Source organism: Paenibacillus rhizophilus (assembly GCF_003854965.1).
In the GTDB taxonomy this organism is placed as follows: domain Bacteria; phylum Bacillota; class Bacilli; order Paenibacillales; family Paenibacillaceae; genus Paenibacillus_AQ; species Paenibacillus_AQ rhizophilus.
The window spans coordinates 834,667-847,546 of the sequence record NZ_RQPI01000001.1 but is presented as its reverse complement, the minus strand read 5'-3'; the positions used below and the strand labels follow the sequence as shown (position 1 = coordinate 847,546).

Sequence of the window (12,880 nt, the reverse complement as noted above, 5' to 3'; positions counted from 1 at the left end):
CTATTACTAAAATAAGGCTTTGACCACAAAAAAACTAACCGAAACTGCGGTAAAATACACGAAACTTCTGGAGGAACGCATGGAAAAGCTTTTGAAGAGCTTTAGCCGGTACGATGAACTGCACTACGGATTTCAAACCGATTTGATTCGGATTTTATATTATGATCTCCCGGAGCATTATTACGAGCAGTATGCTTCGTATGAATGCTCCAAGCTGTGCACGATTTTGGATGGGGAGAAGGAAGTGCGGATTAATAAAACGGAGAGTTTTCAATATGGATCTGATGAAATGATTCTGCTTCCGCCGCACTCATCGGTCGAAATGTCCATTGAACGCCAGACAAAAGCGCTCGTGTTCGAGCTGGGCGACGAACTGATCGAGCGCCTGGAGCCGGTGGTGGGCGAAGAATTCGGGCTTGCGGAGAAAGCGACGGTCGGAGATGTCGTGCGATGTGGACTGAAGAGCGATGAGATGGACCCTGTGGTAAAGGCAATCAGCCGGATGAAAACGTACATGGCCTATCCCGGAGAGAGCAGAATCTTTCTTGTCGACCTTGCGGCGCAGGAACTGGCTTATCATCTGCTGCGCATTCGGGCCTTCCGGCTGAGTCTGCATAACGGAAGCAAACATCCCGTGTTCCGCGCCATCCGCGATATTCATAAGCATTTGATAACGCTTTCATCTGTGAAAGAACTGGCAGGCAGCTATAATATGTCGCACACTCATTTTACACATCTTTTCAAAAGCATAACGGGTCTCACGCCGCTCGAATACATCACCCGCGAGAAAATGAGACTCGCCAGACAACTGCTTCAGGAGCGTACGGTTACGGAGACGGCAATGCACCTGAATTACGATAACATTTCCCACTTCATCGCCTTGTTTAAAAAACAGTTCGGCATCACGCCAAAGCAGTACCAGCTCAGCCGCCAGCCTGAATATGTGCTATAATTGCACCTCTCCGGTGTTGTGAACATCGGGATGGAGGGAGTGAAAATAGAAATAGATGTGAAAAGAAAATAAAGTATTAGATTGAAAAATAAAGTGTTAGACTCAGAAAATTAAGTATTAGACGACCATGCCGCTAACGCGGCGCCATCAGATGATGAAATAAAGTTATTTCAGGATAGACTGAAGTTGTTGATTTGACGCGGTTTTGGAGACGGAAAATCGTCAGCTTTTGAGAAATTACATGAATCGAATTGATGAAAAACTGTCTGATTTGCCATGGTTCGTTACAGAATTTATCGACAGTAGAAAAAGAAAACTCTCTCCTACAACATTGCTCAATTACTGCCACGATTATATAATTTTTTTTGATTGGTTGCAGATAACTTTACAACGGCCAGTCGTAAAGAAATTGATTTATCTACATTAGAAAAACTGACTATACGTGAAGTGGAAAATTTCTTGTCTTTTTTGGAATATCAATTAGGCAATACCAAACTTACAATTAATCGAAAATTATCTTCACTGAAATCTTTATTCGATTATTTGCAGAATAAGGCTGAAACAAGTGATTTGAAACCATATATACAGCGGAATGTGATGGCCAAAATGGACTTGAATGCGATTAAAGAAAGTCAGGAAACCATTGCAAACCGTATTGAAGGGAAAATTCTTAGAGAAGACGATTTTGAATCGTTAAGACAATTCGTAGCGCATGATTTTGGAGAAATGAATAAGGAAAATAAACGAATTTATAATTTCCATCAGTTTAATCGTGAGCGAGATACTAACATTGTTTCGCTTATTTTGGGCTCCGGACTTAGACTTTCAGAGGCTGCAGGAATTAATCTGGAGGACTTAGATATTAATAAAGCTTTAGTGCGTGTTATACGTAAAGGAAAAAGCCGGCGTTTGACTGGGCGATCCATCGAAAAGTTAATTGAGAAATACGCAACAGCTTTTGGGAAACCTTCTTTAACAGTACATTCTCTAAGGCATTCCTTCGCAACACGGTATCACTTGGAGAATAACGATGTACCTAGATTAAAAAATCAATTAGGGCATTCATCCATACAAACAACAATGATATATACACACTTAACAGATGAAGAGATGCGTAATGCTGTAAACAACATGGATCGATAAACCCGTGGTGTTACACGGTTTCTTTAATACATCTTCACAAAACCCGTATTTTGTACATATGTACACTGGTACATCCCTGATCCCGCAAAAAACCACATTAAAACTCGTTAAAGAAATTCCAGGTAATTTTGGAGTCCAGCAGAAAGCTAGTGTCCGCTTCATTCTTCCTGCATCTGATGTCGCTCGCATCCATGACTTTAGCCGGACCTCACAATATTCTCATCATATTGGATTGCCGAAACAGCCTTGAATCACAAGAAATTCCGATATGAAAAGTGTAACATGCTCAATTTCACGTTCTATAGCTATCTGCTGTTTTCCAAACAAGCTAAACCAGCCCCGCACAGCGCGGAAAGCTTTTGCCGCTGTACGGGGCTGGTTTACGAAACTATATGGGTCAATTCAGGAATCTGGGCCATGATTTTGGCGATATCGCCGGTAATTTTGTTCACGCCGGATGAAGCTCCATCTTGGGAAATCACTGTAATCTTATCTACCTTGGTCAGCGGAGAAGCGATTTTTTCAGCCAGCTCTGGCAGAACTTTCAAGAATTCCACTGTAAGTGCGGCTTGCGTGAACTGTTTGTACGCTTCGGCTTTTTTCTCCAGTGCCCCCGCTTCCGCCGCTCCAGCCAGTTGAACAATTTCCGCGTTTCCGCGTTGGCTTTCCCCTTCGCCAGCTCTGCTTCCGCCGTTGCTAGCCCGCGTTTGGTCGTCGTGGCTGCCTCTGCTTCCGCCTCAAGAATTTGCCGCTGCTTGGCTGCTTCCGCTCTCATAATCGTAGCCTGGTTCTCCGCTTGGGCAGGCTTGATCACCGTCGCCTCCAGCTCCCTCTGTCTCAGTTCAACTTCGATTTCCCGACGGCCCGGTTGGCTTCAGGTCTCCCGCATCTTGCTGTTGATTTCGTCGGGTGTCTTTAGTATGGATTCCACCGTTAATTGCCCGATTAAGCCGCGCAAATGGCCTTCCACCGAATGCAGGATAAGTCACAGACAATCTTAAGAGATTCTCCATCAGTAAAGCACCCCCTAACTTTGCCAGTATACCTGTAATCATATCGATATAACTAATTACGAAGAGAAGTCGTCCTCTAAGAAATCTGCTCCATCAGAAACACTCCCTATTCCACTCTATAAGGCTTGTAGAAGGCACGAATTTCTTGGACTAAAAGCTCTGGCTCTTCCATGGCCGTAAAATGTCCACCACGAGCCATGTTCGTCCAGCGAGTTATATTTAAATTGCGTACTGCCCAGTCTTTTGGTGGTAATACTATATCTGCTGGGAATAATGCAACCCCAGTTGGTACTTTTATATAGCCTAATGGCGGCAGAGAATTTGAATTTTCGTAATACATCCGTGTTGACGACCCGATTGTGTTAGTAAGCCAATAAACCATGATATGCGTAATGAGTTCATCTTCGCTAAATCTTTGACGGAGGTCACCTCCACAATCACTCCAAGCTCGGAATTTTTCAATAATCCAACCGGCTAAGCCTGCTGGTGAATCAGAAAGTCCATACGCAAGAGTCTGTGGACGTGTCGATTGTATCGACATGTATCCTCCCTCTAGAGAAATCCATTCTAATGCTCTTTTCTTGTATTGAAGCTCTTCCTCTGAAAGTTTTACCTGCTCGTGGGACGTAAGGAGATCTCTTATGATACCAATATCTGTTAGGTGAATCCCGAATAAAAGTTCAGGATGATTCGATGCCAGATATCTTGTAACTCCGGAACCTATATCCCCACCTGCTGCAGCAAACTTATCGTATCCTAATTCTTTTGTCATTAATTTAGCCCACATCTCGGAAACCTGATAATTGTTGACACCAGGATGGTCAGGAGAGCTAGAGAACCCAAAACCAGGTAATGAAGGGACAATGACATCGAAAGAATCCTTCGGATCACCTCCATAACTAGCTGGATCTGTTAGAAGAGGAATAATCTTCTGATATCTAAGGTAACTATCTGGCCATCCGTGGGTTAGAATAATGGGTATGGGATTGGGACCCTTGCCGTACTCATGAACAAAGTGCACATCAATTCCATTGATGTTGCAGCGAAACTGGGAAAAACGGTTTAACTGAGCTTCATGTTCCCGCCAATCATACTGTTCCCGCCAATACGAAACAAGGGATTTTAAATAAGTTAAATCAGTACCTCGATCCCAGCCTGAGTTGTCCAATTGATCCGGCCAGCGGATGTGGTGTAATCTTCTCTTTAAATCATCAAGGACTTCATCTGCAATGTGGATATGAAAACGTTCAACGGACATTATATTCCTCCTCCTTTTTTATGCACATCTTAATGATATCCCTTGAACTTCTGTGGTACTATGCTAAAAACGAAGCATCTAACTATACTATTTGATAGGTGATCATTATGCCGCAGACCGACCGTTACAAAAAACGTTCAGTGAACATTGAATTTTTCGCAGTGGAGGACTTTAGTAACCTTCCTTATCCTCAACGTTTTACAATTATCTTAATTACTTCAGGAACCTTGAAAGGGATATTCAACGAGTTTCCCATAACTATTGTCGCACCGGGTGTCCTTTGCTTGACTGAATATGATGTTATCCAAGTCAACGAGAAGGTTAGCTTAGCGGCGCAATCCTTTTGTTATGATTCCCAATTTCTCAACACCACAACACTTTCCGAAGCTCAAGGTTATTTTCCAACGGGTCCGAGAATACAAACAGGTCTTTCGCTGTTTCAACGTGATCCTCTCTTTTTAAGCGTTCCACATGTAACCGAAAAAGCATATCCGATTTTATTTGAATGGTTTTTTATACTTGGTATGGAAGTTCAGGCGCAAAGCGATTCAAACTGGGTATGCAGAATTAAAAAGTACCTTATACAAATTTTAGGATTACTTGAGGATTTATGCCTGACCAGTGAACGTTCTCCTGTGGATTTAGCAATAGAATATATACAAACGAACTACTCAAGGAAGATTTCTTTGGAGGATTTGACGAATTATGTCCATTTGAACCGTGTAACTCTCAATAAATTATTTAAGGAGAGATGCGGAAATACGGCAATAGGTTACATGCTTGAATATCGTTTGAAAGTTGCATGTGATCTTCTTACGCATACAGGCATGAAGCTGAATGAAATAGCGCGCGCTACGGGATTCGAGTATGACACATACTTTATCAAGCAGTTTAAAGCTAAAAAAGGGATATCACCTACAAAATATAGGAATATCTCTCGTAAGTTTTCCAATGCTCAATAAAGGACTGAACAGATTAATATCTACTCGGGATTGCATAAAATTGGTTTTTGCAGGGGATTTTAATTCAATCCGTATACGAAGGAGCTGAAGTAAAGAATGATCCATCCCAAAGACGACTACGGGGTAAAAGGTAAAAAAATCGAAGTTGATTCGGATGTGAACGAGGATCGTAATCGAGAGGAGCAGTTGGATGACTCCTTTGAGGCCTGGTATGGGAATATCAATTACCAGGTGAAGCAAAAGTTGGATCTGACGAGAGTTCCTCAGGACAGTGTATTTGATTCAGCCGTCGGTATGGATGAGGATCCACCCGAGAATGAGTGATGAAAATAAGAAAGTTGTTGGTTTTAATCATGTTCTGCTTCACTTTAATCTTAATCACGGGATTTAGTAATCCAAAAGCAGAAGATAATGTTACCCCTCCTGGTTTACAGGAATTTTCAACGAGGCTTTTGCACAATGAGATCAATAATGCAATATACGAAAAATATGGTACGGATTGGATTTTCAATCCTGAGAAAGTCTGTGGAGTAAAGGGAAATGTTTCTATTGAAGGAGTTCTTCACCGAAGAAATGAAATTAAGAACATAAAAATTAACTTTCAGAAACAAAAATCCGAATATAAGATGATTGACATATCAGAAGTAAAATCTGCTGATTAAACAGTAAAGTTTTTTACGGTGGCTGGGGGCTTCTATTGCTATATCACCCTTATGCCGTTGATATTATCTTGGTGCTGACGCCGCAGCTGACCGCACAGAAGGACTAAACTACTTTAAGTCGGTCTCCGGTGTCAGCCGTTGCGAAACTCTCCTGATAAAATGATTCCCCGTATACTTAATTAGAGCTTCTTCAAATCAGCGTTAGGCCTTGGTCCCTTAAAAAAATCGTGTCAGGTGCGGTTCTTATGGTACTTGCATTTCTACCGGTGTTAGCCCCGAACTTAGCGCGGTGCGAGCATGTGCCTTGAGTTGGGGCAAGGTTTGACTGGTCACAATCACGATCAAGGTGATGAGCTTGCGCTGATTGATATCCAGACTAACTTGGTCAAAAACTTCTCCAAAAATGAAGCGGCACAGAATATCCTGAAAATCCGAATCGGTAGCATACTTAGCTAGCACTCTCTCACTAAAATAACTGCTTGTACGTCTCCTTCCTCTTTTCAATTCGATTCATAACGAAGCTTTCTGCTTAATTTACGGCTAAATGAAACCGCCGCAAGAACTACGGCTATAGCCACGGAAGGTTTAGTAAACCAGTTGAACAGATCGGGCATTGGGTTATCGCTTCTATTTAGTATGTATTGCGAGTCTTTCTATCCAAATCTTCAGAACATGGTCACTCGGCTTCAGATAGACTTCTGGAAAATGTCATTTCTCATTTAACTCCTCGATAAGCTCTCGGTACGTTTTTTGGCTTTGGTTCACCCCAGCTTTGATGAACAAATATTTTGCCGCATCAAAATACCGCCCTCGGCTGCTGGGGCGGTATCTTCTAAAAGTAAGTTACTGATACTCTATTCGATTATGTTCTTGTCATTCAAATCCTCTTTAGCATACAAAAAAAGCACCTCGAAGAAAGCGGCGGTTACCGCGTTTCTCCCGGTGCTTCCAGGTGCGAATTGTTAGCACTATTATACATCAATTAGGCTCAATTGTGGAGTCTGACTATTTCGTTAACGTAACTGTTGAATTTTCTGGGAAGTATCACTCCTCCGCCTTGCCCCGCGTATGATCTTCGAGCCGGCTTTCACAAACTAGTCTCGAAGATCTTGACAACACAAGTGGATGGCATCACACAACTTCTCTTGGAATTCTTGCCGCGATGATAAACGATGCTTCCAAGTCAATGCGCATGTACATAGCATGTCGGCAATGGTCGCAGCGCGCTTCTTAACGTCTTTTGTATTTTTCCCAGATGACGCTAAAATGACTTGTTCGAGTTTCTTTTGAAATGATGAACTGCTGTTTTCAACAGCGCCGCCGAGAACGCGTTCACATTGGGCCACAAGATCAGACGCTTCAGGATGAAGGAATCCTACGTGTCGGCCATACCACTCGTCTAATGCTTGAAACAGTTTTTCTTCCAGCGTTAAGTGGTCATCCTCAAGTATCTGATCGGCGAATTGCAAACCGTCGTCCAACGCTTTTTGAATGGAAGCGCTAAAGATCTCATCTTTATTTTTAAAATGAAGATAAATCCCCTGACGTGTGATCCCCGCGGCTTTCGAGATATCCTCAATGGATGTTTTTTTATAGCCGTACCGAACAAAAATATTCAGAGCTGTCTCAAGAACGTACGCCAGTCTTGCCGATTCTTTTTTATCCATATATTCAGGTTAACGAACAGATCAACAAATGTCAAGTTTGTATAATTTCTTACTTGACATATCGAACTCATTATGTAAATATCGTAAATGTAAGTTCGAAAACAAAATAAAATTTTGGAGGGATAATGCATGAATTACTATACTAAGACGGACGTCACCTTCGACAGTGCTGGCGTGAAGATCGCCGGCCACCTCTACACACCCGACGGAATGATCAGCGGGCCGCGCCCTGCGATCGTCGTCGGCCATCCCGGCACCGGCGTCAAGGAGCAGGCTGCGGGCCTCTACGCAAAGCGCCTGGCCGAGCGGGGTTTCGTCACTCTTGCCTTCGACGCCGCCTATCAGGGCGAAAGTGGAGGCGAGCCGCGCGGATTGGAGGACCCAGCCCACCGCGTCGAGGACTTCAAGGCTGCCGTCTCGTTCCTCAGTGTTCACAACGAGGTCGACCCGGACCGCATCGGCGCACTGGGCATCTGTGCCTCTGGCGGCTATGTGATCCCCGCCACTGTGACAGACCACCGCATCAAGGCCGTCGCTACCGTCAGCGCCGTCGACATCAGCCGTCAATTCCGTAACGGCAGCGATGGCAAGCAGGACCCCGCTATCTTCCAGGGCATGCTCGACGCCGCAGCGGCGGCCCGCACTTCCGAAGCCCGCGGCGAAGGCGTCGGCACATTCCCGATTTTCCCGGAGACCGAGGATCAGGCCCGCGCCTTCGGCCAGCACGCCTTCGAGGGTTGGGAATATTACTGCACCGACCGCGCGCAGCACCCGTGCTCGGCTAAGAGCTTTACCTGGAACAGTATAGACCGCATCGCATATTTCGACGCGTTCCGGTTCATCGACCTGATCGCGCCTCGCTCGCTGCTCATGATCGTTGGAACTCAAGCCGTCACGTCATGGATGACAACCGAAGCGTTTGCGAACGCGCAAGAGCCCAAGGAACTGTTTTGGATTGACGGTGCCACCCACGTCGCCCTTTACGACAAGGACGAGTACGTGGCGCCTGCGGTTTCGAAGCTCGCGGAGTTCTTCCTTACGAATCTGACCGCCCCTGGCTCTGCTTGAGGCGCCATCGGCTTGCCCGATAAAAAAACGTGTGAATAAATCTAAGGTCAGCAATCCTCGTAATTTTATAACGCCTTATTTCGGATTAGACCGCTCCTCGGCTGGGGCGGTCTTATTCTATATCGCCCCAGACTGTACCATTAGCTCCTTGTTGAATCACAAGGTCTATCGCCATCTTAGGCGCGCTTAAAATAAAAAAGCCGCGTTTTTACGCGGAACCTTATCGATTATATGTTGTTGTCCTTCGACAGAAATGTATTGCTCCATGTGCATAATTAATTCAACTAGTAATAAAGCGGCTGCCCTCTTCAGGGCAACCGCTACTCTTAACTGTCGCAAATGTATTGCGGCAGGCATTGTATGATAAATTTCAAACGTCGACTATTCGGTTCGGTATAACTGACCGCATGCCGCATTAATGTCCGATCCGAATTGGGTTCGGACCGTAGCGTTCACACCATTTATCTTCAACGTCCGAACGAACGTTTTGATCCTTTCGGGGTCAGATGGCAAGTAGCTTTGAGGCGTCGCTTCTGTCGAATTGTAGGGAATAAGATTCACGTGGTAGAGATGTTCCCAAGATCCCCTTCCCCTCAACAGAGCGGCAACCGCTTTTGCATGCTCGGCCCGGTCGTTGAACCCTCGAAGAAGAATATACGCGATATACACCTTTCTTCCCGTATGCCGAATATGGCGATCCAGTGCATTCAGCACGTCGTGGAGCGGAAACCGCTTATTGATCGGCATCAGTTCGCTCCGTTGATCGTCGAACGGCGAATGCAGCGAGAAGGTTAGATTGATCTGCGGAAACTCCCGCGTCAGCCTATCGATTCCCGGCAACAGGCCGATGGTGGAAATCGTAATTCTTCGCTGTCCTAATCCGAAGAGATGAGGGTTGGTCAAAATTGCCAGCGCATCGAAAAGGTGCGGATTGGCGAGCGCCTCCCCCATTCCCATGAAGGACAAGCTGTCCAAGGCGTGGCCGTTCAAGTGAAAGTGAAGCAATTGGTCGGTAATTTCGTCAGCGGTCAGATTTCGTTTCAGGCCGATAGTACCAGTGGCGCAAAAGCGGCACCCGAACCCGCAGCCGCACTGAGTGGAAATACAATACGATTTCCACCCCCGTTCATAGGTAAGTCGTACGGCCTCTACGCGTTCGCCATCTCCGTTGGCAAACAGCACCTTGCTGACCTGCTGCGATGTGAGTTCCTTTACCGGAGTAACGCTGGAGACGTGCGGACCAAGCGTCCGGGCCAACTCTTCTCGTAAAAATTTAGGAAGTATGGTGATCCGTTCGTATTCAGCAATTTTTTGTTTGAAAATAGCGTCCATAATTTGCCCATACCGGTACGCGGGCTGCGTGAAGTCGGACAAGATCTGCCCAATTGTTTCATATTTCGAGGTTGATTTCATGTGTTCTCCTTACCGCCGGAGAATATACAATAAAGCAACCGTCATCCGATGCTTTAATGCGTCATTAACCAACTACGCAGGAAAAAACACGTTGCGCTTGCGGACGTAATCGCTACGTGCATCTGTCGATAGATTGGTAAACCTCCGGCAACAGATTAATTTTTTTGTGAACCGGGACAATCGGTAAGAACCGGTTCACATAATCATCTACAACCTCAATAATCATCGCTTTCATCCTCCTAGAGTGAGTTAAACTTTCAGTTCCACAATTTTTGTTGCGATATGTTTGCAAAACTCGCTGTCGTGCTCCACAAAAAGGATAGTCGGCGAATGCTCCAGCAGCAGCTCTTCGATTTGCATCCTGGAAATGACGTCGACATAATTGAGCGGTTCGTCCCAAACATGCAAATGAGCGCGTTCGCAGAGGCTTTTCGCGATCAGAACCTTCTTCTTCTGACCGCCGCTAAAAGAAGCGATGTCCTTTTCGAATTGCAAGCGCGAAAAATCGAGTTTTCTCAAAATCGCTTTGAACAAGCTTTCGTCAATCCCGCTGGATCTGGCGAATTCCGTCAAATTGCCCCGCAACTGCGAGGTGTCTTGTGAAACGTAGGAAATTTTCATCTGGCTGCCTTTTCGAAACACGCCGGAATAAGGTATCTCCTCGCCGCAAATCAGTTTGAGCAAACTGGATTTGCCTGAGCCGTTCGGACCGGAGAGCACGATGCGGTCCCCTTGCTCGACAGTAAAGCTGATGTCGCGGCAAACGTTCTTATCGCCATAATGAATCGAAACGCGGTCAAGCTCGACCAATTGGTGTTTATGATAAGTCATCTGCGATATTTTCAAGCTTTCCGAGCTATCGACGTTTTTCAGAAGCTGGGATTTTTCCTCGATCGTGGATTGCTGTCTTTGCTCAATCGACTTGGACCGCTTCATCATTTTGGCGGCCTTGTGACCGATGTACCCTTTGTCGACCTTGGAGCCGGAGTTACGGGTGCCGTTTTTCGTTTTTTCTACTTCGTGCGACCAGTTGCTCGTTCGCTTGGCCGCTTCGGACAGCCGTTTAATGTCCTTCCTCATTTTATCGTTCTCGGCCAGTTCGAAATTGTCCTGTCGTTGTTTATTCTCCCACCAGTCTGAAAAATTTCCTTTCTGGATTTCGATATTGGTCTTATTGATCGAAATAATGTGGTCCACACAATTGTCGAGAAAGGCCCGATCGTGTGACACCAAAATAAACCCGTTCTTGTCGTTCAAATAATCACTTACCAGCTTCCGAGCATGCAGATCCAGATGATTTGTCGGCTCGTCGATTAGCAAAAAGCTGTTTTCCTTCAAAAACAGGACCGCCAGCATCACCTTCGTTTGTTCTCCGTTGGACAACGAGTCGAACGGTCGGTACAACACATCTTCTGACAACTTCAGCAGCGAAAACTCACGCATGAGTTGCCAGTGCTCATAGTCCGGATAGATGTCGGCGACTACATCGAATGTATAGTTCTCCTTGTGTTCGACGTGGAACGGGAAATACTCGAAACTGACGTTAGAGGAAATCGTTCCGCTGTATTCATACCTGCCGAGTAGCAGATTGAGAAACGTAGTCTTGCCCCGGCCGTTCCTCCCCGTAAAGCCCAATTTCCAGTTGGTATCGATTTGTAAACTTACATGCTCAAAAATGTTGTCGTAACTGCCGTCATAGGCAAACGTCAGGTTGGTTACCTTGATCAATGACATTCCAGAAAACTCCTTTCTTCTCAAATAAAAAAGAGCTGCAAGAAAGTTGACCTTTCTTGTAGCTCAAAAAAATAAAGCAAATCCAACCCTGCGTAGAGTCAGATCAGGATATATTTTTTGAGTGAAAAGAATAAGGTAACTTTCTTGCCAATAAAGAACAAAACAGAGCAAACAGAACTTGTTTTATTCTTTAAACTTAAGCAAGAAATATTACATTATCCTCTTCAACTCCTATCGTCAGTGTTAGCGTAATCTTAACATACCCAATATTTTCATTGCAACTAACTCTTTGAGAAATCATTTTCCCTGCTGTTAGACTAAAAAGTAGACACCACGAACCGAGAATGAGATAGAATAAAACCATCCAAACCGGGATCTGGAAGAGGAGAATGAAATCTTAAAAAAGGCGATGCACTTCTTCGCCAAAGACCGGCGCTGATCTATACGTTTATCCACGATCACCGCTTCAAGTGCCGGATCTCGAAGATGTGCAGTACTTTTCAAGTATCACGAAGCCGCTACTATAAATGGACCCGGCGGAAGCCGAGCCAGCGTGAGCAGCGCCGCAAGCAACTGGAGCGGCGAATTCGCCGAATTCTTCTGGATTCCCGCCGTTTATACGGCAGCCCCAACATCACCAAAGTCCTCCGAAAACACAAGGCAACGACAAATTCTAAGCACAATCTGCCCGTATTTGACAACGTGCTAGACCGAAAATTCAAGCCAGCGGCGCCCAACCAGACCTGGGTTTCGGACATCAGGCTTATATCGCCACCGACGAAGGTTGGCTCTATTTGGCGAGCGTCATGGACCTGTATAGCCGCAAAATCATTGGCTTCCATATGGACAGCCGGATGACCAAAGAACTGGTGATTCAGCTGGAGTAACACGCGAGCGAGCGGCGCGATAACCCCTGGTATTCTTGAATCGTGGGGTCGCCTGAAACAGCATCATGAAGCCAAAACAGAGGCGCAGCACTTCTTGCGAGGTGCTGCGCCTCTGTTTTTT

The 12,880-nt window shown here is 45.4% G+C and carries 12 protein-coding genes and 2 pseudogenes; 7 read left to right on the top strand and 7 right to left on the bottom strand.

Features of this window, described 5'->3' with window-relative positions; translation table 11 throughout:
• Positions 1–79 precede the first annotated feature (79 nt).
• Both EH198_RS03955 and EH198_RS03950 read left to right on the top strand, forming a co-directional pair.
• Positions 80–952 (top strand): helix-turn-helix domain-containing protein, encoded by an 873-nt coding sequence (locus tag EH198_RS03955; RefSeq protein ID WP_124694215.1) that lies wholly within the window; start codon positions 80–82, stop codon positions 950–952.
• Positions 953–1,193: 241 nt separating this feature from the next.
• Positions 1,194–2,095, top strand: a pseudogene (locus tag EH198_RS03950) (tyrosine-type recombinase/integrase).
• 380 nt (positions 2,096–2,475) lie between these two features.
• Here the strand turns inward: EH198_RS03950 and EH198_RS03945 are convergent.
• The 3 genes from EH198_RS03945 to EH198_RS03935 form a co-directional block, all read right to left on the bottom strand.
• Complete coding sequence (locus EH198_RS03945; RefSeq protein ID WP_246014107.1) at positions 2,476–2,730, bottom strand: flotillin domain-containing protein; 255 nt, start codon at positions 2,728–2,730, stop codon at positions 2,476–2,478.
• Positions 2,640–2,909, bottom strand: coding sequence for a hypothetical protein (locus EH198_RS03940; protein ID WP_124694213.1), 270 nt, complete (start codon positions 2,907–2,909; stop codon positions 2,640–2,642). Before EH198_RS03940 ends, EH198_RS03945 begins: the two co-directional genes overlap by 91 nt.
• Before the next feature lie 305 nt (positions 2,910–3,214).
• Positions 3,215–4,366, bottom strand: a complete 1,152-nt coding sequence (locus tag EH198_RS03935) for an epoxide hydrolase family protein (protein WP_124694212.1) — start codon at positions 4,364–4,366, stop codon at positions 3,215–3,217.
• Between the two features lie 107 nt (positions 4,367–4,473).
• Between EH198_RS03935 and EH198_RS03930 the strand changes: the two genes are divergently transcribed.
• From EH198_RS03930 to EH198_RS03920, 3 genes are all read left to right on the top strand, one after another.
• The gene (locus tag EH198_RS03930) at positions 4,474–5,328 is read left to right on the top strand and encodes a helix-turn-helix domain-containing protein (RefSeq protein ID WP_124694211.1); all 855 of its coding nucleotides are present in this window, start codon (positions 4,474–4,476) and stop codon (positions 5,326–5,328) included.
• A gap of 96 nt (positions 5,329–5,424) precedes the next feature.
• Positions 5,425–5,652, top strand: a complete 228-nt coding sequence (locus EH198_RS03925) for a hypothetical protein (RefSeq protein ID WP_124694210.1) — start codon at positions 5,425–5,427, stop codon at positions 5,650–5,652.
• Positions 5,652–5,990 (top strand): hypothetical protein, encoded by a 339-nt coding sequence (locus EH198_RS03920; protein ID WP_124694209.1) that lies wholly within the window; start codon positions 5,652–5,654, stop codon positions 5,988–5,990. Before EH198_RS03925 ends, EH198_RS03920 begins: the two co-directional genes overlap by 1 nt.
• A gap of 243 nt (positions 5,991–6,233) precedes the next feature.
• Here EH198_RS03920 and EH198_RS03915 read toward each other — a convergent pair whose 3' ends face one another.
• Both EH198_RS03915 and EH198_RS03910 read right to left on the bottom strand, forming a co-directional pair.
• Positions 6,234–6,449 carry a carboxymuconolactone decarboxylase family protein gene (locus EH198_RS03915; RefSeq protein WP_246014082.1) on the bottom strand — a complete coding sequence of 72 codons (216 nt, stop codon included), beginning with the start codon at positions 6,447–6,449 and terminating at the stop codon, positions 6,234–6,236.
• Positions 6,450–7,084: 635 nt separating this feature from the next.
• Positions 7,085–7,657, bottom strand: coding sequence for a TetR/AcrR family transcriptional regulator (locus EH198_RS03910; RefSeq protein ID WP_124694208.1), 573 nt, complete (start codon positions 7,655–7,657; stop codon positions 7,085–7,087).
• Positions 7,658–7,786: 129 nt separating this feature from the next.
• Here EH198_RS03910 and EH198_RS03905 point away from each other — a divergent pair, with 129 nt between their 5' ends.
• Positions 7,787–8,725 carry an alpha/beta hydrolase gene (locus tag EH198_RS03905; protein ID WP_124694207.1) on the top strand — a complete coding sequence of 313 codons (939 nt, stop codon included), beginning with the start codon at positions 7,787–7,789 and terminating at the stop codon, positions 8,723–8,725.
• A gap of 381 nt (positions 8,726–9,106) precedes the next feature.
• Here the strand turns inward: EH198_RS03905 and EH198_RS03900 are convergent, their stop codons facing one another.
• Positions 9,107–10,138, bottom strand: coding sequence for a Cfr family 23S rRNA (adenine(2503)-C(8))-methyltransferase (locus EH198_RS03900; RefSeq protein WP_124694206.1), 1,032 nt, complete (start codon positions 10,136–10,138; stop codon positions 9,107–9,109).
• Positions 10,139–10,387: 249 nt separating this feature from the next.
• Positions 10,388–11,872, bottom strand: coding sequence for an Lsa family ABC-F type ribosomal protection protein (locus tag EH198_RS03895; RefSeq protein WP_124694205.1), 1,485 nt, complete (start codon positions 11,870–11,872; stop codon positions 10,388–10,390).
• A 696-nt stretch (positions 11,873–12,568) separates the two neighbouring features.
• Here EH198_RS03895 and EH198_RS24990 point away from each other — a divergent pair.
• A pseudogene (locus EH198_RS24990) lies at positions 12,569–12,747 on the top strand (DDE-type integrase/transposase/recombinase); the annotation flags it as partial.
• Between the last annotated feature and the right edge of the window lie 133 nt (positions 12,748–12,880).

What these genes read in the sequence shown, in the direction of transcription:
- EH198_RS03955 (WP_124694215.1), top strand. Translation starts at nt 80, where the DNA reads ATGGAAAAGCTTTTGAAGAGCTTTAGCCGGTACGATGAACTGCACTAC.
- EH198_RS03935 (WP_124694212.1), bottom strand. Translation starts at nt 4,366, where the DNA reads ATGTCCGTTGAACGTTTTCATATCCACATTGCAGATGAAGTCCTTGAT.
- EH198_RS03930 (WP_124694211.1), top strand. Translation starts at nt 4,474, where the DNA reads ATGCCGCAGACCGACCGTTACAAAAAACGTTCAGTGAACATTGAATTT.
- EH198_RS03925 (WP_124694210.1), top strand. Translation starts at nt 5,425, where the DNA reads ATGATCCATCCCAAAGACGACTACGGGGTAAAAGGTAAAAAAATCGAA.
- EH198_RS03920 (WP_124694209.1), top strand. Translation starts at nt 5,652, where the DNA reads ATGAAAATAAGAAAGTTGTTGGTTTTAATCATGTTCTGCTTCACTTTA.
- EH198_RS03910 (WP_124694208.1), bottom strand. Translation starts at nt 7,657, where the DNA reads ATGGATAAAAAAGAATCGGCAAGACTGGCGTACGTTCTTGAGACAGCT.
- EH198_RS03905 (WP_124694207.1), top strand. Translation starts at nt 7,787, where the DNA reads ATGAATTACTATACTAAGACGGACGTCACCTTCGACAGTGCTGGCGTG.
- EH198_RS03900 (WP_124694206.1), bottom strand. Translation starts at nt 10,138, where the DNA reads ATGAAATCAACCTCGAAATATGAAACAATTGGGCAGATCTTGTCCGAC.
- EH198_RS03895 (WP_124694205.1), bottom strand. Translation starts at nt 11,872, where the DNA reads ATGTCATTGATCAAGGTAACCAACCTGACGTTTGCCTATGACGGCAGT.